21 protein-coding genes are annotated in these 23,528 nt (G+C 70.9%); 19 read left to right on the top strand and 2 right to left on the bottom strand.

The features are described 5' to 3' along the window. Window positions 1-12: 12 nt before the first annotated feature. From ACZ561_RS27250 to ACZ561_RS27205, 10 genes are all read left to right on the top strand, one after another. Window positions 13-756: an enhanced serine sensitivity protein SseB C-terminal domain-containing protein gene (locus ACZ561_RS27250; protein WP_470999686.1), complete on the top strand. Its 744-nt coding sequence runs from the start codon at window positions 13-15 to the stop codon at window positions 754-756. Between the two features lie 453 nt (window positions 757-1,209). Then, entirely contained in the window at window positions 1,210-2,199 is a 990-nt protein-coding gene (locus ACZ561_RS27245) for an ABC transporter permease (RefSeq protein WP_470999684.1), read from the top strand. A 49-nt stretch (window positions 2,200-2,248) separates the two neighbouring features. Next, window positions 2,249-4,009 (top strand): ABC transporter substrate-binding protein, encoded by a 1,761-nt coding sequence (locus ACZ561_RS27240; protein ID WP_470999682.1) that lies wholly within the window; start codon window positions 2,249-2,251, stop codon window positions 4,007-4,009. Window positions 4,010-4,127: 118 nt separating this feature from the next. Beyond that, window positions 4,128-5,129 carry an ABC transporter permease gene (locus ACZ561_RS27235; RefSeq protein ID WP_470999680.1) on the top strand — a complete coding sequence of 334 codons (1,002 nt, stop codon included), beginning with the start codon at window positions 4,128-4,130 and terminating at the stop codon, window positions 5,127-5,129. A 62-nt stretch (window positions 5,130-5,191) separates the two neighbouring features. Further along, the gene (locus ACZ561_RS27230; RefSeq protein WP_470999821.1) at window positions 5,192-6,259 is read left to right on the top strand and encodes an ABC transporter ATP-binding protein; all 1,068 of its coding nucleotides are present in this window, start codon (window positions 5,192-5,194) and stop codon (window positions 6,257-6,259) included. Continuing rightward, complete coding sequence (locus tag ACZ561_RS27225; protein WP_470999678.1) at window positions 6,256-7,494, top strand: ABC transporter ATP-binding protein; 1,239 nt, start codon at window positions 6,256-6,258, stop codon at window positions 7,492-7,494. Before ACZ561_RS27230 ends, ACZ561_RS27225 begins: the two co-directional genes overlap by 4 nt. Window positions 7,495-7,978: 484 nt before the next feature. After that, on the top strand, window positions 7,979-8,656 hold the full coding sequence (locus ACZ561_RS27220; protein WP_470999676.1) for a trimeric intracellular cation channel family protein: 678 nt from the start codon (window positions 7,979-7,981) through the stop codon (window positions 8,654-8,656). A 23-nt stretch (window positions 8,657-8,679) separates the two neighbouring features. Next, complete coding sequence (locus tag ACZ561_RS27215; RefSeq protein WP_470999674.1) at window positions 8,680-9,528, top strand: thioesterase family protein; 849 nt, start codon at window positions 8,680-8,682, stop codon at window positions 9,526-9,528. Between the two features lie 202 nt (window positions 9,529-9,730). Beyond that, window positions 9,731-9,970, top strand: a complete 240-nt coding sequence (locus ACZ561_RS27210; RefSeq protein ID WP_470999672.1) for a hypothetical protein — start codon at window positions 9,731-9,733, stop codon at window positions 9,968-9,970. A gap of 540 nt (window positions 9,971-10,510) precedes the next feature. Then, window positions 10,511-11,674, top strand: a complete 1,164-nt coding sequence (locus ACZ561_RS27205) for a cysteine desulfurase family protein (protein ID WP_470999670.1) — start codon at window positions 10,511-10,513, stop codon at window positions 11,672-11,674. Window positions 11,675-11,717: 43 nt separating this feature from the next. Here ACZ561_RS27205 and ACZ561_RS27200 read toward each other — a convergent pair whose 3' ends face one another. Beyond that, window positions 11,718-12,368, bottom strand: coding sequence for an N-acetylmuramoyl-L-alanine amidase (locus tag ACZ561_RS27200; protein WP_470999668.1), 651 nt, complete (start codon window positions 12,366-12,368; stop codon window positions 11,718-11,720). Between the two features lie 61 nt (window positions 12,369-12,429). Between ACZ561_RS27200 and mnmA the strand changes: the two genes are divergently transcribed. Then, window positions 12,430-13,557 (top strand): tRNA 2-thiouridine(34) synthase MnmA, encoded by a 1,128-nt coding sequence (mnmA, locus tag ACZ561_RS27195; RefSeq protein WP_470999666.1) that lies wholly within the window; start codon window positions 12,430-12,432, stop codon window positions 13,555-13,557. A gap of 44 nt (window positions 13,558-13,601) precedes the next feature. Here mnmA and ACZ561_RS27190 read toward each other — a convergent pair whose 3' ends face one another. Next, window positions 13,602-14,411, bottom strand: coding sequence for an alpha/beta fold hydrolase (locus tag ACZ561_RS27190; protein ID WP_470999664.1), 810 nt, complete (start codon window positions 14,409-14,411; stop codon window positions 13,602-13,604). 98 nt (window positions 14,412-14,509) lie between these two features. Between ACZ561_RS27190 and ACZ561_RS27185 the strand changes: the two genes are divergently transcribed. The 8 genes from ACZ561_RS27185 (at window position 14,510) to ACZ561_RS27150 (ending at window position 23,523) form a co-directional block, all read left to right on the top strand. Then, complete coding sequence (locus ACZ561_RS27185; RefSeq protein WP_470999662.1) at window positions 14,510-15,073, top strand: LOG family protein; 564 nt, start codon at window positions 14,510-14,512, stop codon at window positions 15,071-15,073. A 7-nt stretch (window positions 15,074-15,080) separates the two neighbouring features. Continuing rightward, on the top strand, window positions 15,081-15,779 hold the full coding sequence (locus ACZ561_RS27180; RefSeq protein WP_470999660.1) for an SDR family oxidoreductase: 699 nt from the start codon (window positions 15,081-15,083) through the stop codon (window positions 15,777-15,779). A 5-nt stretch (window positions 15,780-15,784) separates the two neighbouring features. Continuing rightward, window positions 15,785-16,798, top strand: coding sequence for a methionine synthase (locus ACZ561_RS27175; RefSeq protein WP_470999658.1), 1,014 nt, complete (start codon window positions 15,785-15,787; stop codon window positions 16,796-16,798). Window positions 16,799-16,830: 32 nt separating this feature from the next. Next, window positions 16,831-19,011: an NAD-dependent DNA ligase LigA gene (gene ligA / locus ACZ561_RS27170; RefSeq protein WP_470999656.1), complete on the top strand. Its 2,181-nt coding sequence runs from the start codon at window positions 16,831-16,833 to the stop codon at window positions 19,009-19,011. A gap of 239 nt (window positions 19,012-19,250) precedes the next feature. After that, the gene (locus tag ACZ561_RS27165; protein WP_470999654.1) at window positions 19,251-21,365 is read left to right on the top strand and encodes a putative bifunctional diguanylate cyclase/phosphodiesterase; all 2,115 of its coding nucleotides are present in this window, start codon (window positions 19,251-19,253) and stop codon (window positions 21,363-21,365) included. Between the two features lie 118 nt (window positions 21,366-21,483). Next, window positions 21,484-21,780 (top strand): Asp-tRNA(Asn)/Glu-tRNA(Gln) amidotransferase subunit GatC, encoded by a 297-nt coding sequence (gatC, locus tag ACZ561_RS27160; RefSeq protein ID WP_015036350.1) that lies wholly within the window; start codon window positions 21,484-21,486, stop codon window positions 21,778-21,780. Window positions 21,781-21,784: 4 nt separating this feature from the next. Beyond that, window positions 21,785-23,284, top strand: a complete 1,500-nt coding sequence (gene gatA / locus ACZ561_RS27155; protein ID WP_470999652.1) for an Asp-tRNA(Asn)/Glu-tRNA(Gln) amidotransferase subunit GatA — start codon at window positions 21,785-21,787, stop codon at window positions 23,282-23,284. A 5-nt stretch (window positions 23,285-23,289) separates the two neighbouring features. Next, a complete protein-coding gene (locus ACZ561_RS27150) occupies window positions 23,290-23,523 on the top strand; it encodes a hypothetical protein (protein ID WP_189513203.1) in 234 nt (77 codons plus the stop codon). Window positions 23,524-23,528 lie beyond the last annotated feature (5 nt).

Here is a 23,528-nt window from a genome sequence, read left to right as displayed (position 1 = left end):
GCGGGACCCAGGGTGAGCGCGTCGAGCACCGCTGCGGCCGGACAGGTCGAGCACATGCTGCGCCAGGTGGCACCGGGACGCTACGACGCGTACGAGAAGCTGTTGCACGCTCTCGCCGAAGGCGATGTCTGGATGCTGCTCTGGCAGGGCGCACCCGGCTCGCCCGACGCCCAGTACGGGAACATGGAGGTCGACGGCTTCGGGTACGCCCCGTGCGTCACCTCCGCGCAGGAGCTCGCCGCCTCCGGCTGGAACCGTGCCCACGAAGTGGTCACAGGACACGACATCGCGCGCTCCCTCTACCCCGACCGCTGGGGCATCTGGCTCAACCCGCACGACCCGGGCGGCGGCGTCGGCATCCCCTGGGCCGATCTCCGGCGGATCGCCACCGGTCTCGACCGGATGCCCGCCGGACCGCTGCGGCTCTCCGAACCTTCCCTGGAGATCCCGCAGTTCTACGCCCTGCTGACTCAGAACGCCCATCGCACCCCGGCCGTACGGGCGTTGCGCCGCGCCTGGGTGCAACCCGCGCTCGGCTCCCCGTATCTCGCCATCGGTCTCGACCTCTACGACACCTCCACCGCCTCGGTCGAGGCGGTGCGGGCGATGATGCGCCAGTCGATCGCGGCGGTCCCCGACGGGCTGCCCGTCTCGACGGTCGCGATGTCCGACGAGTACGACCCGGTGACGATGTGGCTGCGCGCCAACGCCCGCCCGTTCTACGACCGCGACGCCCACGTTCCCGTCTATCGCTGAGCCCCGACAGCTCGTCCGCATCGCGAGACGCCTGTCCGAAACGGCCGCACCGAGCTCCTCGGTGCGGCCTTCGTCGTCCTCGGCGAATCCACCCAAAAAGCAGCCAGGAACGCCCTGTTGGGCGTGATGTCCGTTCCGCGCCGAACGGGCGGTGTTGCTTCGCTCAGCAGATCGCCCGGTCCGGATAACGGAAGGCTCCGGGCCACATCACGGTTGCGCATCACATCCCGAGCAGGTCTGGCGGGTGATCGTGAGCCCGATGAAGACTCCCCCCAACCGAGAGCCGGACGGCCCACGACCACCGACTCTTCACGTGCACTTCAGACACTCTTCGCAGCAATCCACACGTAACAAACGCACCCGTACGCACCATCAGCGACACCGATGTGAGACAAGCCGCTACAGCGGCGGGCATGGGCCGGCCACCGTCGGCCGAGAGGGGTCCCCACCACGATGACGGCACCACTGCACGACACAGCCGCGGACGAGATCGCAGCTGTCGCCGCCAAAGTCCCTGCCAAGGCCATCGAGGGTCGTTCTCCCGGCCGTATCGCCTGGACACGCCTCAAGCGCGACAAGATCGCACTGACGGGCGCGTTCCTCGTGCTCTTCCTCATCCTCGTCGCGATCTTCGCGCCGCAGATCGTCAGCCTTTTCGGCCACCCGCCGAACGAGTTCCACGAGGAGATGCTCGACCCCGACCTGGGCATCCCCAAGGGGGCCTTCGGCGGCATGAGTTCCGACTTCCTGCTCGGGGTGGAGCCGACCAACGGCCGCGACGTCTTCAGCCGCATCGTCTACGGCGCGCGGATCTCGCTTCTCGTCGCCTTCCTGGCGGCCTTTGTCTCCGTCGTCATCGGCAGCGTTCTCGGCGCGGTCGCCGGCTTCTTCGGTGGCTGGGTCGACGGGATCATCAGCCGTCTGATGGACCTGCTGCTCGCCTTCCCGCAGCTGCTCTTCACCATCGCGCTGGTCTCCGTGGTCCCCAACTCGCTCTGGGGGCTCACCGGCACCGGCGTCCGCATGGGCGTACTGATCGTCGTCATCGGCTTCTTCGGCTGGCCGTACATCGGACGCATCGTCCGCGGCCAGACGATGTCGCTGCGCGAACGGGAGTACGTCGAGGCCGCCCGGTCCCTCGGAGCGGGCCGCGGCTACATCCTGCGCAAGGAGATCCTGCCCAACCTGGTCGCCCCGATCCTCGTCTACACGACGCTGATCATCCCGACCAACATCCTCACCGAGGCGGCCCTCAGCTTCCTGGGCGCCGGCGTCAAGCCGCCCACCGCGTCCTGGGGAAAGATGCTTTCCGAGGCCCTCGCGACCTACCAGGCGGACCCGATGTTCATGGTTGTTCCGGGTCTCGCGATCTTCGTCACCGTCCTTGCGTTCAACCTCTTCGGGGACGGGCTGCGTGACGCACTCGACCCCAAGGGCAGCTGAACCGATTCACCTGATTCACCTGAATCCATTCCTGGGAGGTTGGAACACAGTGATCCGCAGAAAGAAGGCAGTAGCGCTCACCGCGCTGGTCGCCGCTCTCTCCCTCACCGCGGCATGCGGTGGCGGCAGCGACGACGGCGGCAAGGGCAAGGGTTCCGCCGGCGCCGGGTTCGACGCGGCGACCAAGGGTGTCGTCAACGTCTCCGACAAGAAGGGCGGCGAGCTCAAGCTCTGGTCGCCCCAGGACGTCGACTACCTGGACCCGGCGCGCGCCTACTACGGCTTCGTCTGGAACATGCAGCGTCTGTACGTCCGCCAGCTCCTCGCGTACGACAGCAAGCCGGGTGATGCGGGCACCAAGCTGGTCCCCGACCTCGCCGAGGCGCTGCCGGTCCTGAGCAACGGCGGCAAGACCTACACGCTGAAGCTCAAGGACGGCGTGAAGTTCGAGGACGGCACGCCGGTCACCTCGAAGGACATCAAGTACGGCATCGAGCGCGTCTTCGCGCAGGACGTGCTGTCCGGCGGCCCGACGTACCTGATCGACGTCCTCGACCAGGGCCAGAAGTACCCCGGCCCGTACAAGGACAAGGCCGCCGACAAGCTCGGCCTGAAGTCGGTCCAGACGCCCGACGACAAGACCATCGTCTTCAACCTGGCGAAGCCGAACTCGGACTTCTCCTACCTGCTGGCGATGCCGTCCTCCTCGCCGGTCCCGATGGCCAAGGACACGGGCGCCAAGTACACCAACAAGCCGATCTCCACCGGCCCGTACAAGGTCACCAGCTTCGCCGCCGGCAAGGGCGCGACCTTCGAGCGCAACCCGAACTGGGACCCGAAGACCGACACGATCCGCAAGGGTCTGCCGGACAAGGTCTCCTTCACGGTGACCACCAACCCCGACGACATGGACCAGCGTCTGCTGTCCGGTGACATCGACCTCGCGGTCGACGGCACGGGTGTCCAGAACGCCGCGAAGATCAAGATCCTTCAGGACCCGAAGCTGAAGGCCAACGCGGACAACCCGTTCACGGGCTACATCCGCTACATGGTCTTCCCGCAGACGGTCGCGCCGTTCGACAACGTCGAGTGCCGCAAGGCAGTCATCTACGCGGCCGACCCGAAGTCCCTGCAGACGGCCCGTGGCGGCCCGACCTCCGGTGACCTCGGCGCCAACATGCTGCCGCCCGGCATCCCCGGCGCCGACAAGGCGTTCGACCCGTACGGCCTGACCGCCGGCAAGCCCCAGGTCGACAAGGCCAAGGCCGCCCTCGCCGCGTGTGGCAAGCCGAACGGCTTCAAGACCACGATCGCGGTCCGCAACAACCGTGCCCCCGAGGTCAAGACCGCCGAGTCGCTGCAGGCCGCGCTGAAGGCCGTGGGCATCGACGCCTCGATCGACCAGTACGACGGCAAGCTCTCCTCCTCCACGATCGGTTCGCCCGAGAACGTGAAGAAGAAGGGCTACGGCATCATCGTCATGGGCTGGGGTGCCGACTACAACTCCGGTGCCGGCTTCCTGCAGCCGCTGGTGGACGGTTCGTTCATCCTCCAGAACGGCAACAACAACTACTCGATGCTGAACGACCCCGAGGTGAACGGCCTGTTCGACAAGGCCGCCGACGCCCCGACGCCGGCCGAGGCCGCGCCGTTCTACACCGAGATCAACAAGAAGGTCATGGAGAAGGCGCTCTACCTGCCGATCAACTTCGACAAGGCCCTCGTGTACCACAACCCCCGTCTGACGAACGTCTACTTCAACGAGTCGATGGGCAAGATCGACCTCGCGACCGTGGGCGTCACCAAGTAACAGCAGGACATGTGCCTTCACCCCACATGCGCTAGTTCGAAGGGCAGGTGAAGGTCGCAGGCGGCGGCTGTCGTCCCCACAAGGGGCGACAGCCGCCCGCCCCGAGCGGCCGACTGCAGTGCTCGTCTACCTCATCCGGCGGCTTTTCAATGTCGTCGCAACGCTGCTGGTGGTCTCCGCGGTCACCTTCGGCATCTTCTTCGCGGTGCCGAAAATAACCGGCAGTGACCCGGCTCTCATGTACGCAGGCCGCGAGACCAACGAAACCGCTCTTGCGGGCATCCGCGTGAAGATGGGCTTCGACAAGTCCATCCCCGAGCAGTACGGACTGTTCCTCAAGGGCATAGTCGCCGGCCGCGACTACAACCAGGGCACGGAGGTGACGCACTGCCCCGCGCCGTGCTTCGGTTACTCCTTCAAGGCGGAGCAGCCGGTGTGGGAGCTGCTGCTCGACCGCATCCCGGTGACGCTCTCCCTCGCCAGCGGCGCGGTGGTCCTCTGGGTGATCGGCGGTGTCCTGACGGGCGTGATCTCGGCCTTGCGCAGAGGCACGATCTGGGACAGGGCGACGATGGTGACGGCTCTGGCCGGCGTCTCGCTGCCCATCTACTTCACCGGAATGCTGGCCGGCGCGATCTTCGTCTACTCCCTGGAGTGGCTGGAGGCCAGTAATTACCGACCATTGGCCGAGGATCCTGCGGCCTGGTTCAACAGCATGATCCTGCCCTGGGTGACACTGGCGTTCCTCTTCGCCGCCACATACGCCCGCATCACTCGCGCGACCATGCTGGAGGTCCTCGGTGAGGACTACATCCGCACGGCCCGCGCGAAGGGGCTCAAGGAGAACGTGGTCATCGGCAAGCACGCCCTGCGTTCGACCCTGACCCCGGTCCTCACCCTCGTCGGACTCGACCTCGGCGGCCTCCTCGGCGGCGCCGTGCTCACCGAGACGACCTTCAACTTCCAGGGCCTCGGCACCGCCGCGGTCGGCGCCATCGGCGCCGGTGACCTGCCCGTCATCATGGGAGTCACCCTCATCGCGGCCTTCTTCGTCGTCATGGCGAACCTGATCGTGGACATCATGTACTCCGTCGTCGACCCGCGCGTGAGGCTGACGTGACCGAGACCCCGCTGAACAACGACAGCCCCGCGGGCGCCACCACCGGTCCGGTCGGCGTCCCCGTGCAGTCCGGACCCAAGGACGACGCGTACCTCTCGGTGCGCGACCTCAAGGTCCACTTCCCGACCGACGACGGCCTGGTCAAGTCCGTCGACGGGCTCTCCTTCGACCTGGCCCGCGGCAAGACCCTCGGCATCGTGGGCGAGTCCGGCTCCGGCAAGTCGGTCAGCTCGCTCGCCATCATGGGCCTGCACCGCACCGGCCACAGCCGCAACCGTCCGGTGATCGAGGGTGAGATCTGGCTGGACGGCGACGAGCTGATCCGCGCCGACGCCGACGAGGTACGGCGTCTGCGCGGCCGCAAGATGGCGATGGTCTTCCAGGACCCGCTGTCCGCGATGCACCCGTACTACACGGTCGGCAACCAGATCGTGGAGGCGTACCGCACCCACAACGCCGTCGACAAGAAGACCGCCCGCAAGCGCGCGGTCGAGATGCTCGACCGGGTCGGCATCCCCGAGCCCGACAAGCGGTTCGACGCCTACCCGCACGAGTTCTCCGGCGGTATGCGTCAGCGCGCGATGATCGCGATGTCGCTGGTCAACAACCCCGAACTGCTGATCGCGGACGAGCCGACCACCGCGCTCGACGTGACCGTGCAGGCGCAGATCCTGGACCTGATCCGGGACCTGCAGAAGGAGTTCGGCTCCGCGGTCATCATGATCACGCACGACCTCGGCGTCGTCGCCGAGCTCGCCGACGACATCCTCGTGATGTACGGCGGCCGGTGCATCGAGCGCGGTCCGGCCGAATCGGTCTTCTACGAGCCGCAGCACCCCTACACCTGGGGCCTGCTCGGCTCGATGCCGCGGATCGACCGGGACCAGACCGACCGGCTCATCCCGGTCAAGGGCTCGCCGCCCAGCCTCATCAACATCCCGAGCGGCTGCGCGTTCCACCCCCGTTGCCCGTACGCGGACGTGCCCAAGGGCGGCATCACGCGCACGGAACGCCCCGAGCTGAGGCTCGCGCCGAGCGGTGAGGGCCCCGGCCGTCACTACTCCGCCTGCCACATGTCACCGGAGGAGCGGACCCGGATCTGGACCGAAGAGATTGCGCCGAAGCTGTGAGCGACAACAAGAGCACTGAGCCCCTGCTCAAGGTCAACGGCCTGGTGAAGCACTTCCCGATCAAGAAGGGGCTGCTGCAGCGCCAGGTCGGGGCGGTCAAGGCGGTCGACGGCATCGACTTCGAGGTGCTGCCCGGCGAGACCCTCGGCGTCGTCGGCGAGTCAGGCTGCGGCAAGTCGACGATGGGCCGGCTCATCACCCGGCTCCTCGAACCGACGGGCGGCACCATCGAGTTCGAGGGTGTGGACGTCTCGCACCTCGGCGTGGCCAAGATGCGTCCGATGCGCCGCGACATCCAGATGATCTTCCAGGACCCGTACGGCTCGCTCAACCCGAGGCACACGGTCGGCTCGATCATCTCGGCGCCGTTCAAGCTCCAGGGCGTGGAGCCGGAGGGTGGCGTCAAGAAGGAGGTCCAGCGCCTGCTGGGCCTGGTCGGCCTGAACCCGGAGCACTACAACCGGTACCCGCACGAGTTCTCCGGCGGTCAGCGCCAGCGCATCGGCATCGCCCGGGCGCTCGCCCTGAAGCCGAAGCTGGTCGTGGCCGACGAGCCGGTCTCCGCGCTGGACGTCTCCATCCAGGCGCAGGTGGTGAACCTCCTGGACGACCTCCAGGAGGAGCTGGGCCTCACGTACGTGATCATCGCCCACGACCTGTCGGTCATCCGGCACGTCTCGGACCGGATCGCGGTGATGTACCTCGGCAAGATCGTGGAGCTGGCGGACCGCAAGTCCCTGTACGAGTCGCCGATGCACCCGTACACCAAGGCCCTGATGTCGGCGGTCCCGGTACCGGACCCGCGACGCCGAGGCGCGAAGAGCGAGCGGATCCTCCTCCAGGGCGACGTCCCGTCCCCGATCTCCCCGCCGTCGGGCTGCCGCTTCCACACCCGCTGCTGGAAGGCGACGGACCTCTGCAAGACGGTGGAACCCCCACTCCTGGAACTCCGCACGGGCCAACGGGTGGCGTGCCACCACCCGGAGAACGCGGAGGGGCTGACGGTGCCGTCGGCGAGGGACTCGGTGGAGGTGTCGGGTCCGAAGTCGGAGACGACGGGTCCGGGGTCGTCGGAGGCGGAGGCCCCGGCGAAGGACGCCCTCGCGAAGGCGGAGGCGCCGGCCAGGTCGGAGACCGCCGCAGCCCCGGCGAGCGCGGCGGAGGGCGAGGAGCCCGAGGCTGCCGAGGACGCGGACACGTCGGACGTCGAAGGCGACGCACCGCCGAAGGCGTAGCCGCACGCGCGATGCCACAAGGCCCCGGACGACGACCGTCCGGGGCCTCACGGCGTAGTGGGGCGCGACGCTGCCGCGTGCCGCGTGCCGCGTGCCGGGGGTTGGGCGGAGCCTCCAGGTCTCCTTGAGGTGCACCGCCGTGCGGACCTGCCGCGCGGCGGGGGTCCGGGCGGAACCCGGCGCGGCGCGGAACCTCCGCCGCCGGCAGGGGTTCGCGGTGAAGCCTGCGCCGCCTGTCGCGCCTCGGCGGTTCGGGGGCGGAGCCCCCGGTCCCGGTCCCGGTTTCGGGGAGGGGCGGGGTGGGGCGCCTCCCGTCTTGGCCGGCGCCCCGCGCGGCCCCGGCATGGTGGGTGCCGCGCCGTGCCCGCCGTCACCCCCGTACGGCGCGAGCCGCCCCCCTCGCTCCGTCACCACCTGGCCGCCGCCATCCCGCCCCCGCCACCAGCTGGCACCCGCCCCCGTGAGGACCCGGCACAATTGCTCGGTGCTCCACGACCTCTTCAGCCCCTCCGTACAACACGCCCTCGACCTCGTCGGCATCTTCGTCTTCGCCATCTCCGGTGCCCTCCTCGCCGTCCGCAAGAACTTCGACGTCTTCGGCATCGCCGTCCTCGCCGAGGTCACCGCCCTCGGCGGCGGCCTCCTCCGCGACCTGATCATCGGCGCCGTGCCCCCCGCAGCCTTCACCGACCTCGGCTACTTCCTCATGCCGCTCGTCGCCACGGTCCTCGTCTTCTTCCTCCACCCCGAGGTCGAGCGCACCCAGAACGCCGTCAACGTCTTCGACGCCGCCGGCCTCGGCCTCTTCTGTGTCACCGGCACCGTCAAGGCATACGAGTACGGCCTCGGCCTCACCTACTCCGCCGTCCTCGGTCTCGCGACCGCCGTCGGCGGCGGTGTCCTGCGCGACGTCCTCGCCAACGAGGTCCCCTCGCTCCTTCGCTGGGACCGGGATCTCTACGCCGTGCCCGCGATCGTGGGCGCCACGATGGTCGCCCTCTGCATCCGCTTCGACGTGCTCAACGCGTACACCAGCGGCGTGGCCGTCGCCACGGCCTTCGTTCTCCGCCTGCTCGCGATGCGCTACCACTGGCGCGCGCCCCGAGCCTGGAACCGCCGCTCCTCCGCCCGCGAGGAGCCCGAAAAAGCTACCGCTCAGTAGTTTCCTGCTGTACCGTCGAAACCATGAGCACGAGCATCGAGACGATCGCGGGGACCAGCGAGTTCGACCGCGACACCGCTGTCACCCTCCGCGCCCCCGGCGTCTACGACGCCGATCTCTCCGCCGGGTGGACCATCATCAGCGCCGTCAACGGCGGCTACCTCCTCGCCCTGCTCGGCCGCGCACTCGGTGACCACCTCCCGCACCCGGACCCGTTCACGATCTCGGCGCACTACCTCACGCCGTCCGTGCCCGGCCCCGCGGTGATCCGCACCGAGACCGTCCGCACCGGCCGCACCCTCTCCACCGGCCAGGCGTCCCTCTTCCAGTACGCCGAGGACGGCACCGAGGTCGAGCGCATCCGGGTCCTCGCCTCGTACGGCGACCTCGACGCGCTCCCCGACGACGTCCGCACCACTGCCACGCCCCCCGCGATCGCGCCCATCGAGCACTGCTTCGGCGCCTCCGACGGCCCCAAGCCCCCGATCCCCGGCTCCAGCGCCATCACGGAGCGGCTCGACCTCAAGCTCGACCCGGCCACCGTCGGCTGGGCGATCGGCGCGCCGTCGGGCAAGGGTGAGATGCGCGCCTGGTTCGGCCTCGCCGACGGCCGCGCGCCCGACGCGCTCTCCCTGCTCCTCACCGTCGACGCGCTGCCGCCGACCTCCTTCGAGCTGGGCCTCAAGGGCTGGACGCCGACCGTCGAGCTCACCACCCACATCCGGTGCCGCCCGGCCCCCGGCCCGCTGCGCGTCTCCATCACCACGCGCAACCTCGCCGGCGGCTTCCTGGAGGAGGACGCGGAGGTCTGGGACAGCGCGGACCGGCTCGTCGCCCAGTCCCGCCAACTGGCCCGAGCGCCGCGCGGCTGAGGCCGGCGCCCGCCTGGGAGCCGCCCCCTTCCACCACCCCGGGGTTGACCTCGGCCGGTGACGTCCGACAGGTTGCCCTCCCTCCTGCTGCTCCTCCGGACCCCCGGGGCCTGGTCCCCGTCACGGACCTCGCCGAGCGCCTCGACGCCTCCGTACGCACCAGCTACGGGGCGTCGAGGCGCTCTCGGCGTCCGGTGTGCCCGTGTTCGCCGAAGCGGCGTCGTCCCGCAGCCGACCGGACCCGTTGCCTCGACACGGCGGCATCGCCCTCCTGCCCGGCTTCCGTTCGGATGTCACGGGGCCGACGGCCTTCGAGTCCCGTGCCCTGTTCGTGCGCGCCGCCCAGGACGCCGCCCGCGGCCTCGGCCTCGACCGAGCCCCGGCTCCGCCCTGCGCAGGATGGCCGCTCTCCCCGAACCCCACCGGCCCACCGCCGAACTGACGAGCCGCCACATACTCGACGACCCGGCACGGCGCCGGGAAGGCGCCGAACTGGCCCAGGTGTGGGAGCAACTGCGCCGCCGCGTGGAGAACCGCCCGCCCGGTGTCCTGGTGCGGGCCCGGGGCCGGCACGAACGCCTGGACCGTTTCTCCGCCTTCACGGCGACCGCCCCGACGTGGCCGCCGGGGGAGCCCGAAGGGGAGCCGACGGAGGTGGCACCGGCCCCGCCACAGCCTTCCCCGAACCGGGCGACGCCCGCCCACTGCTTGCCCTGGGCGGCAGTATGGAGGTCCTGGAACCACCGGACGCGCGCACCCTGCCGGCGGAGGCGGCAGCAGAAATCCTCGCCGTGCGCGCAGATCCTCGCCGAGGGAACTCCCACGCCGCGCCGCGGCCGACGACCGCGCCGACGGGCCCTGCGGCCGGCCTCCTCGACCGCTTGGCGCCACGCCCCGCCCGCGCCCAACCCGCCAAAGGCCGGCCCACCCTCCCCGGGCCCCCGACCAACCGCCCCCCACGCCCTCGTAGAATCGAGGCACCATGGCTTACCTCGACCACGCCGCGACCACGCCCATGCTTCCCGAGGCGATCGAGGCGATGAACGCCCAGCTCGCCGTCACGGGCAACGCCTCCTCCCTCCACGCGGCCGGGCGGCGCGCCCGGCGGGCCGTCGAGGAGGCGCGCGAGACCCTCGCCGCCGCCCTGGGCGCCCGGCCGAGCGAGGTGGTCTTCACCTCCGGCGGAACCGAGGCCGACAACCTCGCCGTCAAGGGCCTGTACTGGGCCCGGCGCGACACCGACCCCGCCCGCACCCGCGTCCTCGCGAGCCCCGTCGAGCACCACGCCGTGCTCGACGCGGTGGACTGGCTCGCCACCCACGAGGGCGCCACCGTCGAGTACCTTCCGGTCGACCGGTACGGCCGTGTCCACCCCGACGCCCTGCGCGAGGCGATCGCGCGTGAGCCCGAGACCGTCGCGCTCGCCACCGTCATGTGGGCGAACAACGAGATCGGCACGATCATGCCGATCCGAGAACTCGCCGACGTGGCCCGCGAGTTCGACGTCCCGATGCATGCCGACGCCGTCCAGGCCTTCGGCCAGATCCCTGTCGACTTCGCCGCCTCCGGCCTCGCCGCCTTGACCGTCTCCGGCCACAAGATCGGCGGACCCTACGGCATCGGAGCACTGCTCCTGGGCCGCGAGTACAGCCCCGTACCCGTCCTGCACGGCGGCGGCCAGGAGCGCCATGTCCGCTCCGGCACCCTCGATGTACCCGCCATCGCCGCCTTCGCCGTCGCGGGCCGGCTCGCCGCAGAGCGACGCGAGGAGTTCGCCCGCGAGATCGGCGCCCTGCGCGACGAGCTCGTCGCCGCCGTCCACGCCGCCGTCCCCGATGCCATCCTCGGCGGCGACCCGGACGACCGGCTCCCCGCCAACGCCCACTTCACCTTCCCCGGCTGCGAGGGCGACTCCCTGCTCCTGCTGCTCGACGCCCAGGGCATCGAGTGCTCCACCGGCTCCGCCTGCACCGCCGGCGTCGCCCAGCCCAGCCACGTCCTGCTCGCCACCGGCACCGACCCGGACCTCGCCCGGGGCACCCTGCGCTTCACCCTCGGCCACACCTCCACCAAGGAGGAGGTCGCGGCGGTCGCCGCGGCCATCGGCCCGGCCGTCGAGCGGGCCCGCACCGCCGGCCTGGTCTGACGAGTCAGGAGTTCCGTCGGGCGTCCACCCGGGCGGCCTTCGCTCAGGCGACCTTCTTCGAAGCCTCCCGTACCAGCTTCATGTAGCGGTCCCAGTCCCAGTGCGGCCCGGGGTCCGTGTGATCGGTCCCGGGCACCTCGACATGTCCGATGATGTGCTCCCGGTCGACGGGGATGCCGTACCGGGCGCATATCCCGGCCGTCAGCCGCGCCGACGACGCGTACATCGCCGGCGTGAAGTCCTGCGGCCGGTCGACGAAGCCCTCGTGCTCTATCCCGACGCTCCGCTCGTTCATGTCCCGGTTCCCGGCGTGGAACGCCACATCGAGCTCGCGGATCATCTGCGCCACATGCCCGTCCTTGCGGACGACGTAGTGCGTGGCGGCGCCGTGTCCCGGATTCTTGAAGACCTTCAGCGCGCTCGCGTAGCTGCCCTGGACGACATGGATCACCACCCGGTCGATCGTGTAGTCGGCGGGCCGGTCGGCCCGCCGCCAGTTCGCCCGGGACGCGGCCGACCAGTCGGCCCCCTTGTGGTCGAGCTCGCCCTCCACCCGGTCCTTCTCGGTGCCGGGCAGCCGCCACCAGGCGCGCGCCAGCTCGTCGCGGGCCAGCGCCGCCGTACCCAGCACGGCCACGCCGCCGCCGAGCAGGACGGCTCGACGCCCCACCCCCCGCTTCTTGTCAGTCCCCATGTGAACGTGAACGCATACTCACGCGACCACGGTTCCCGGAGCCCCGTACCCTGGTAGGGCTATGACTCAGACTCCGCCGCCGCGCCCCCTCCGTGTACTCGCCGCCATGTCCGGCGGAGTGGACTCCGCCGTCGCCGCCGCCCGCGCCGCCGAAGCCGGGCACGACGTGACCGGGGTGCACCTGGCGCTCTCCGCGAACCCGCAGTCGTTCCGTACCGGCGCGCGCGGCTGCTGCACCATCGAGGACTCCCGCGACGCCCGCCGCGCGGCCGACGTCATCGGTATCCCCTTCTACGTCTGGGACCTCGCCGAGCGGTTCCGCGAGGACGTCGTCGACGACTTCGTCGCGGAGTACGAGGCGGGCCGCACCCCCAACCCGTGCCTGCGCTGCAACGAGAAGATCAAGTTCGCTGCGCTGCTCGACAAGGCGCTCGCGCTCGGCTTCGACGCGGTCTGCACCGGCCACTACGCCACGGTCGTGCTCAACGAGGACGGCTCGCGCGAGCTGCACCGGGCCTCCGACATGGCCAAGGACCAGTCGTACGTCCTCGGTGTCCTGGACGAGAAGCAGCTCGCCCACGCGATGTTCCCGCTCGGCGACACCCTCACGACCAAGGACGAGATCCGGGCGGAGGCGGAGCGCCGCGGGCTCGCGGTGGCGAAGAAGCCCGACAGCCACGACATCTGCTTCATCGCCGACGGCGACACCCAGGGCTTCCTCACCTCCCGGCTGGGCCGGGCGGAGGGCGACATCGTCGACGAGTCGGGGACGAAGGTGGGTACCCACGAGGGTGCGTACGGCTTCACCATCGGCCAGCGCAAGGGCCTGCGGATCGGCCACCCGGCGCCGGACGGCAAGCCGCGCTACGTCCTGGACATCTCGCCGGTGAACAACACGGTCACGGTGGGCCCGGTCGAGGCGCTCGACGTCACCGGCCTCACGGCGATCAAGCCCCGCTGGTGCGGCACGGCCCCGGAGGGCTCCGGCCGCTACACCGCCCAGCTGCGCGCCCACGGCGGCGAGACGGCGGTGACGGCCGCCCTGGAGGACGGCGAGCTGACGGTCACGTTCGACGAGCCGGTCCGGGGCGTGGCCCCCGGCCAGGCGATCGTGCTGTACGACGGCACGCGTGTGGTGGGCTCGGCGACGATCGCGACGACGGTACGGAGCACGGCGGCGACGGTCTGACGCCGTAGCGGCGATCCGACCCCGAAGGCCACCGCCCCTCACTCCTACTCCTCCTCGAAGAACTCCTCCAGGACCGGCGCCAGGACGTGCGGTGCCACCTGGTGCGTCTGGCCCGTCAGCGTGCGGTGGCGTCCGCGGGGGAGGGACGTCGAGACGGCGTGGGCGGCCCGGCGCATCCAGGCGGGGCTCGCGCCGCCGTCGACCACCAGCACGCGCGCGTGGAGCCGCCGCAGGCGCTTGGCCGGCACCGCACCGTCGCCCAGCAGCGCGTGGTCGTAGGCCAGGGTGTGCGCCACGGCCTCGAGCCGTGGCCACTCCGCCCCGCCGCGCATCCCGGCCAGCGCCCCCGGCGCTATCGCGTCGGCGAGGAAGAGTTCGAGCGCCGCCGCCCGCTGCCCCCGGTCGAGGAGATCCGTCAGCCGGCGCCGGTGCGCGGTGTACGTCTGGCGCGCCCCGGCCTCCGCCGAGAACGGCGGCTCGTAGACCGACAGGCGGTCGATCGGCAGCCCTGCGCCCGCCGCGGCCAGCGCCAGTGCCCCGCCCGACGACGTGCCGTGCACGATCACCCGGCCACCCACCTCGTCGATCAGCGTCGCCAGATCGTCGATCTCCCGCTCCACGGTGTACGGGCCGGTGTCGCCGCTCCCGCCTCGCCCCCGCCGGTCGTAGGTCACCACAGAGAAGCGCGGTGCGAGGAGGTCGGCCAAGGGCGCCTCGGTCGCGGCGGTGCACAGGGCCCCGCCCACCAGGACCACCGGCTGTCCCTCACCGCACCGCTCGTACGCGATCCGGGTGCCGTCCCCCGATGTGACCCGGCCCCGGGACCTGCTCAGCGTGCTGTTCACCTCGTCCATGCCGGATAGGACCGGAGCCGCTTCCGGAACTCATCGCGACTCGGCGGGATTTCCCGGAAATTCTTGGAAGTCGCAGGTCGGCGCCTACCGTGGAGGCCATGAACATCTGCGTCTTCCTCTCCGCCGCCGACCTCGACGAGCGCTACACCGCCCCCGCCCGCGACTTCGCGGAACGCCTCGGAAAGGCCGGCCACACGCTGGTGTGGGGCGGCTCCGACGTCGGTCTGATGAAGGTCGTCGCGGACGGCGTCGAGGAGGCGGGCGGCCGGCTCGTCGGCGTCTCGGTCGACTTCCTGGCCGCCAAGGCCCGGCCGGCCGCGGACGAGATGATCATCGCCAAGGACCTCGCCGAGCGGAAGGCGCTGCTTCTGGCCAAGTCCGACGCGATCGTGGTCATGGTCGGCGGCACCGGCACCCTCGACGAGGCCACCGAGGTCCTGGAGCTGAGGAAGCACGGCAAGCACACCAAGCCGGTGGTACTGCTGAACACGGCCGGGTTCTACGACGGCCTGAAGACCCAGTTCCACCGCATGGAGGCCGAGGGCTTCCTGCCCCTGCCGCTGACGGACCTGGTCTTCTTCGCCGAGGACGGCGTGTCCGCTCTGGCCTACCTGGAGGATGCGACTTCGACGGCTGCCGCCGGGGGCATCGCCGCACAGTGATGGGACCATGGTCCCCATGGCTACACATGTGATCACCGGGGCTGGTTCCGGCATCGGCGCCGCCGTCGCCCGTCGTCTGCACGCGCGCGGGGACGAGCTCGTGCTCCACGCGCGCGATGCCGGCCGGGCCAAGGAGCTCGCCGCCGAGTTCCCCGGCGCCAGAACACTCGTCGGAGACCTCGCCGACCCCGACCGGCTCTCCTGGGCGTTCTCGCACCAGAGCCTGCCCGAGCGGGTCGACACCCTTCTGCACATCGCCGGCGTCGTCGACCTCGGGCCGGTCGGCGACCTCACCCCGAAGACCTGGCGCCACCAGCTCAACGTCAACCTCGTCGCCCCCGCCGAACTGACCCGGCACTTCCTGCCCCAGCTGCGCGTCTCCCAGGGACACGTGGTCTTCGTCAACTCCGGCGCCGGGCTCAACGCCCATGCCGAGTGGAGCGCCTACGCCGCCTCCAAGCACGGTCTGAAGGCGCTCGCCGACTCCCTGCGCCACGAGGAGCACGGCAACGGGGTGCGCGTCACCTCGGTCTACCCGGGGCGGACCGCCAGCCCGATGCAGGCCAAGGTGCACGCGCAGGAGGGCAAGGAGTACGACCCCTCCCGGTGGATCGACCCGGAGTCCGTCGCGACGACGATCATCACGGCCATCGATCTGCCGCGCGACGCCGAGATCAACGACCTGACAGTCCGTCCGGGACGGTAGGAACAGTGAGCGAGACCAGCGAGCAGGCAGCGTTCACCTGGGGGCCCGCCACCGGCGTCGGCTCCATGCCCGGCGGCGACGCCCGCGAGGCGGCCAAGACGGTCACGGGCTCCTTGGAGGGCTTCCCCTACCTGGCGGAGCTCCCGGCCCGCGGGCCCGGCGCCGACATGATCGGGCGGACCATCGGGATGCTCGTCGAGATGTACGCGCACGTGGAGCCGAGCGGGTGGCGGGTCAGCGACCGGCCGGGCCGCGACACCCGGCGCGCCCACTCCTGGCTCGGCGAGGACCTCGACGCCCTCGAGGAGTTCACCCAGGGTTACGAAGGCCCGCTCAAGGTCCAGGTCGTGGGCCCCTGGACGCTCGCCACCGCCCTGGAGCGGCGCGGCGGCGAGGCGGCGCTCGGCGACCCCGGCGCCTGCCGGGACCTCGTGGGCTCCCTCGCCGAGGGGCTGCGCGACCACCTCGCCGATCTCCACAAGCGGGTCCCCGGTGCCCGGCTCGTCCTCCAGCTCGACGAGCCCTCCCTGACGTCCGTGCTGCGTGGACAGGTCCGTACCGCCAGCGGCTACCGCACCTACCGCGCCATCGACCGGCAGGTCGTCGAGAGCGCCCTGCGCGAGATCATCGCGGTGCACGACGGCCCGGTCGTCGTGCACTCCTGCGCCCCCGACGTCCCGTTCGGACTGCTGCGCCGTGCCGGCGTCGCCGGGGTCTCGTTCGACTTCGGGCTGCTCACCGAACGTGACGAGGAGCCCATCGGCGAGGCGGTGGAGTCCGGCACGAAGCTCTTCGCGGGCGTGGTGTCCTCGACCGACGCCCCATTGTCGGACCCGGGCGGTAGCGTCATGGGTGTCAGGACGCTGTGGCGCAGGCTGGGGCTGAATCCGGGGACTCTCGCCGAGTCCGTCGTGGTCACTCCGACGTGCGGGCTCGCGGGTGCTTCGCCGGCATACGCCCGGGCGGCGCTCGCCCACTGCGCCCGGGCGGCGAGATCGCTCGCGGACAACCCTGAGTGACGGGGTCCGAGTCAACGGGAGGACGAGTAACGGTGGCAGTCGAACAGGGGGCCCTGCCCGCCGAGGCACGGGAGAAGCACGCCGAGCTGGCCGAGCAGGTCGAGGAGCACCGCTTCCGGTACTACGTGAAGGACCAGCCCGTCATCAGCGACGGCGAGTTCGACAGGCTCCTGCGCTCCCTCGAGGCGCTGGAGGAGGAGTATCCCGAGCTGCGCACGCCGGACTCGCCGACCCAGAAGGTCTCGGGGGACTACGAGACGGGCCTGGCCAAGGTCGACCACCGCGAGCGCATGTACTCGCTGGACAACGCCTTCGACGACGCCGAGCTGTCCGCCTGGGCGGAGCGGGTGGCCAAGGACGTCGGCACGTCCGCGTACCACTTCCTGTGCGAGCTCAAGGTCGACGGCCTCGCGATCAACCTGACGTACGAGAAGGGCCGGCTCACCCGGGCCGCCACCCGGGGCACCGGCGTCACCGGTGAGGACATCACGCCCAACGCCCGGACCATCCACGGCATCCCGGACCGGCTGTCCGGCGACCGGATCCCGGACCTGGTGGAGATCCGGGGCGAGGTCTACTTCCCGATGGAGGCCTTCGCCGACCTCAACGCCCGCCGGGTGGCGGCCGGCGAGCAGCCGTACGCGAACCCGCGGAACTCCGCCTCCGGTTCGCTGCGGCAGAAGGACCCGAAGATCACGGCCACGCTCCCGCTGCGCATGGTGGTCCACGGCATCGGCGCCCGCGAGGGCTTCGACATCGACCGCCTCAGCCAGGCCTACGACCTGCTGCGTGAATGGGGCCTGCCGACCGCCCAGCACAACCGGGTGGTCGGCTCGCTCGACGCGGTACGGGAGTTCATCGCGTACTTCGGCGAGAACCGGCACTCCGTCGAGCACGAGATCGACGGGGTCGTCGTCAAGCTGGACGAGATCCCGCTCCAGGGCCGGCTCGGCTCCACCGCGCGCGCCCCGCGCTGGGCCATCGCCTGGAAGTACGCGCCGGAGGAGGTCAACACCAAGCTGGTCGACATCAAGGTCGGCGTCGGCCGGACGGGCCGGGTCACCCCGTACGCCCAGGTCGAGCCGGTCAAGGTCGCAGGCTCGGAGGTCGAGTTCGCCACCCTCCACAACCAGGAGGTGGTGAAGGCCAAGGGCGTGCTGATCGGCGACACGGTCGTGCTGCGCAAGGCCGGTGACGTCATTCCGGAGATCCTCGGCCCGGTCGCCGATCTGCGGGACGGCACCGAGCGGGAGTTCGTGATGCCGGCCGAGTGTCCGGCATGCGGGACACCGCTGCGGGCCATGAAGGAGGGCGACATCGATCTGCGCTGCCCCAACGCGCGGACCTGCCCGGCCCAGTTGCGTGAACGTCTCTTCTACCTGGCCGGCCGCGAGTGCCTGGACATCGAGAACTTCGGCGCGGTCGCAGCAGCGGCGCTGACCCGCCCGCTGGTGCCCTCCGAGCCGCCGCTCGTCGACGAGGGCGATCTCTTCGACCTCACCATCGAGCAGCTCCTTCCCATCAAGGCGCACGTCCTCGACCAGGACAGCGGGCTGCCCAAGCGGGACCCGAAGACCGGTGAGGAGAAGGTCGTCACCGTCTTCGCCAACCAGAAGGGCGAGCCGAAGAAGAACGCGCTCGCGATGCTGGCGAACATCGAGGCGGCGAAGGCGCGGCCGCTCGCCCGGTTCATCAACGGCCTGTCGATCCGCCATGTCGGGCCGGTGGCGGCCCAGGCGCTGGCCCGCGAGTTCCGCTCGCTGGAGCGGATCGAGCAGGCGACCGAGGAGGAGCTGGCGGCCGTCGACGGCGTCGGCGGGATCATCGCGGCCGCGGTGAAGGACTGGTTCTCCGAGGAGTGGCACCGGGAGATCGTGCGCAAGTGGCGCGCCGCCGGGGTCACGTTCGAGGACGAGGGCGCCGGCGAAGAGCAGGGGCCGCGTCCGCTGGAGGGAATGACCGTCGTCGTGACCGGCACCCTGCAGAACTTCACCAGGGATGGCGCAAAAGAGTCGCTCCAGAACCTCGGGGCGAAGGTGACCGGTTCCGTTTCGAAGAAGACCGACTTCGTGGTCGTCGGTGACAACCCTGGTTCGAAGTACGACAAGGCGATGCAGCTGAAGGTTCCGGTTCTGGACGAGGACGGCTTCGCGGTGCTGCTCGCAGAGGGTCCCGAGGCCGCTCGGGAGGCGGCCGTCCCCGTAGCGGGATAGGCGGGAGAGAGGCAAGGGACAGCCGGGAACGTCACCCGTTCGGCGCATACCAGATCCTTAGGGGTGGCCGGGTCGCATTCGGGCAAGACATGGAGAGCGCTGCCCGTCGGAGCCCTCCGCGGCCTACTGTTGAGACCGTGCGTCTGCCGTGCACGGCCGTGTGAGGGCTCTGCCGGTCGTGGAGGCATGACAACGGCCCATCGCGTTGCGACGGCACCGCCGGCTGTGAGAGGGACGGAATGAAACCGACCGAGAGTGCCGCCCCGGTCTCACGGCCGCGTGGCCGTGAGACCTTCGTGGGCATCACCTCCGGGCTTCCCGGAGTCGTGGTGGGCATCGCCGCCGTCGTGCTCGCCACCGGGTTCTACCGGGCCCTGAGCACCGGCCACGGACTCTTCCCCGGCGGTGCCGCGGGCTGGTCCCTCGCCGTCCTCACCGGGCTCATCGTCGGACATCTGGTCGCCCTCGGCCGCGACCGCTGGTGGGGCGGAACCGGCTCCGGCGCCGCCCTCACCCTCGCGGTCCTGCTGCTCTACGGTTGGGTGCCCGCCGGCCTCGTCTCCATGGCCGTCGTCGTCCTGGTCGGTGCGGCCCGCCGCCACCGCTGGCGCCAGGGACTCCTGCACGGCGCCGTGGACGTCCTCGGCATCGGCGCCGCCGCCCTGGTCCTCGCCGGCTTCGGGGACGTACCGACCGTGGAGAGCCCCTGGCAGCCCCTCGACTGGGGGATCGCCGACGTACCGGAAGTCGCGCTCGCCGCGGCCGCCTACCTCGCGGTGACCCGGCTGCTCCTCTGGTACGCCCTCTCGCCCCAGGGCGGCGGCCTGCCGACCGTCGCCCGCACGGCCCTGCTCCGGCAGGGACTCGTCGCGGTCGCGCTGCTCGGCATCGCCCCGCTGATCTGCGTCGTCGCGGTCTCCCAGCCGGTCCTGCTGCCGCTCTTCGCCGTCCCGCTCATCGCCCTCGACTCCACCCTCTGGATCGCCCGCGCCCGCGCCGAGGAGCAGCTGCGCGACCCGCTCACCGGACTGCCGAACCGCCAGTGGCTCCTGGAGCGGGCCTGGACGGCCCTCGAGGAGGCCGAGGGGGAGGGCGCGCGCTCCGCCCTCGTCCTGATCGACCTCGACCGTTTCCGATCGGTCAACGACACCCTGGGGCATCTCGCCGGAGACCGGCTGCTGCTCCAGATCGCCGAGCGACTCAAGCTCGCCCTGCCGCGCGGGGCGGAGGCCGCGCGGCTCGGCGGCGACGAGTTCGCCGTCCTGCTCCCCACCGCCGACTCCACCACCAGCGCCCAGCGCGTAGCCCGCCACCTCGTCGCCGAACTCTCCTCGCCGCTCGACCTCGACGGGCTCACGCTCGTCCTGGAGGCCAGCGCCGGCGTCGCCGTCTTCCCCGACCACGCCCTCGACGCCGAGGGGCTGCTGCGCCGGGCCGACGTGGCGATGTACCAGGCCAAGCGGGACCGTACGGGCGTGGAGGTGTACGAGTCGAAGCGCGACTCCAACACCCCCGACCGGCTCGGACTCCTCGGCGACCTGCGCCGAGCCCTGGACGCCGGCGAGGTCGAGCTCCACTACCAGCCCAAGGTCCGCTTCGACGGACAGGTCGCCGGCCTCGAGGCCCTGGTGCGCTGGGTGCACCCCGAGCGCGGCCGGGTCCCCCCGGACGAGTTCATCGCGATCGCCGAGTCCTCGGGCCTGATGCCCCACCTCACCGAGTACGTCCTCGAGACCGCGCTCGCGCAGGTCGCCCGGTGGCGAGCCCAGGGGTTGAACGTTCCTGTCGCCGTCAACGTCTCCCCCCGCGACGTCCACACCCCCGGCTTCGCCGGTGCCGTCGCCGCCCGCCTGGCCCGCCACGGGGTCCCGGCCGGCGCCCTGCAACTGGAGATAACGGAGCACGTGCTCCTGGAGGACCCGCAGCGGGCCGCGGACACCATGGCCGGCCTGACCGGCCACGGCGTGAAGATGTCCCTCGACGACTTCGGCACCGGCTACTCCTCCCTCGTGCACCTGCGGCGTCTCCCGGTGAGCGAGCTCAAGATCGACCGCTCCTTCGTCGCCCGGCTCGCCGTCGACGCCGAGGACGCCGAGATCGTCCGCTGCACCCTCGACCTCGCCCACTCGCTCGGCCTCCTCGTCGTCGCGGAGGGCGTCGAGGACGACGAGACCTGGGAGCGCCTGCGGGACCTGGGCTGCGACGCCGTCCAGGGCTGGCTGGTCGCCGCTGCGATGCCGCCCGGCGAGACCACGGCCTGGCTCCGCGCCCGCGGCGAGCACGGCTGGCGCCGTCCCTCGGAGGAGGCCGCCCTCCAGGCCGCCGACCAGCCCACCGGACATGTGGTGCAGTAGCGGTCCGACGCCTCGGGGGCGCGCCCCCGAGGCAGCCGCGGCAAACCGTTTCACGGGTAGAGGTGCGGGCCCCATAGGATTGAGCCCAACACCATCAAACTCACCCCGTGAGGATCGCATGCCTGGCATCACGCGCGAGGAGGTCGCCCACCTCGCACGGCTGGCGCGTCTGGAGCTGAAGGGCGAAGAGCTCGATCACTTCGCCGGTCAGCTCGACGACATCATCGGCGCGGTCGCCCGCGTCTCCGAGGTCGCCGACCAAGACGTTCCGCCGACCTCCCACCCGCTGCCGCTGACGAACGTCATGCGCGCGGACGAGGTCCGTCCGTCGCTCACCCCCGAGCAGGCGCTCTCCGGCGCCCCGGCCCAGGAGCAGCAGCGTTTCAAGGTGCCGCAGATCCTGGGGGAGGACTAATCACATGACGGACAGCACCATCATCAAGCTCACGGCTGCCGAGATCGCCGGGAAGATCGCCGCGGGCGAGCTCACCGCGGTCCAGGTGACCGAGGCCCACCTCGCCCGTATCGAGGCCGTCGACGAGAAGGTCCACGCCTTCCTGCACGTCGACCGGGAGGGCGCCCTCGCCCAGGCCCGCGCCGTGGACGAGAAGCGCGCCAAGGGCGAGAAGCTCGGCCCGCTGGCCGGCGTCCCCCTCGCGCTCAAGGACATCTTCACCACCGTCGGCATCCCGACGACCGTCGGCTCGAAGATCCTCGAAGGCTGGATCCCGCCGTACGACGCGACGCTGGTCAAGAAGCTGAAGGCCGCAGACGTCGTCATCCTCGGCAAGACCAACATGGACGAGTTCGCCATGGGGTCCTCCACCGAGAACAGCGCCTACGGCCCCACCGGCAACCCCTGGGACCTGACCCGGATCCCCGGCGGCTCCGGCGGTGGCTCCTCCGCCGCCCTCGCCGCGTACGAGGCCCCGCTCGCCATCGGCACGGACACCGGCGGCTCGATCCGCCAGCCCGCCGCCGTCACCGGCACCGTCGGCGTCAAGCCGACCTACGGTGGCGTCTCCCGCTTCGGCATGGTGGCCTTCTCCTCCTCCCTCGACCAGGGCGGGCCCTGCGCCCGTACGGTCCTGGACGCGGCGCTGCTCCACGAGGCCATCGCCGGACACGACCCGCTGGACTCGACCTCCATCGACGCCCCGGTCCCGCCGGTCGTCGAGGCGGCCCGCAACGGCTCCGTCGCCGGAATGCGCGTCGGTGTCGTCAAGCAGTTCCGTGGCGAGGGCTACCAGGCCGGTGTCGTACAGCGCTTCGACGAGTCCGTCGAGCTGCTGACGTCGCTGGGCGCCGAGATCGTCGAGCTGGACTGCCCGACCTTCGACCTCGCTCTTTCGGCGTACTACCTGATCGCGCCGTCGGAGTGCTCCTCCAACCTGGCCCGTTTCGACGCCATGCGCTATGGCCTGCGGGTCGGCGACGACGGCACCAAGTCGGCAGAGGACGTCACCGCCCTCACCCGTGAGGCCGGCTTCGGCGACGAGGTCAAGCGCCGCATCATCCTCGGTACGTACGCGCTGAGCTCCGGCTACTACGACGCCTACTACGGCTCGGCGCAGAAGGTCCGCACCCTCATCACCCGCGAGTTCGAGAAGGCCTTCGAGCAGGTGGACGTGATCGTCTCCCCGACGACCCCCACCACCGCCTTCCCGATCGGCGAGCGCGCCGACGACCCGATGGCGATGTACCTCGCGGACCTGTGCACCATCCCGACCAACCTGGCCGGCAACTCCGCCATGTCACTGCCCTGCGGTCTCGCGCCGGAGGACGGTCTGCCGGTCGGTCTGCAGATCATCGCCCCCGCCATGAAGGACGACCGGCTGTACAAGGTCGGCGCCGCCGTCGAGGCCGCCTTCGTGGAAAAGTGGGGTCACCCGCTGCTTGAGGAGGCTCCGTCGCTGTGAGTGCCATGGCAAAGAAGGCCAAGAACTTCAAGAAGTCGAAGACCGGCGTCTACGTCTCGCTGGCGACCACCGCGTTCGGTGCCATCAGCGTCGCGAAGCAGGCCAAGATGGCCCGCAACGACAACGACATGCTGCGGCTGATCGACTCCGCCGTGTCCGCCGCCGCCATCGTTACCGGCCTGGCGATCCTCTACCGGGAGCTGAAGCGCCTGGGCGACGACGACGTCCTGCTGGGCTGAGAGGG

The sequence above is a fragment of the Streptomyces sp. NPDC039609 genome (genome assembly GCF_055596705.1).
Note: the sequence above shows the minus strand (reverse complement) of the source record. Positions and strands in the feature narration are given on the sequence as shown.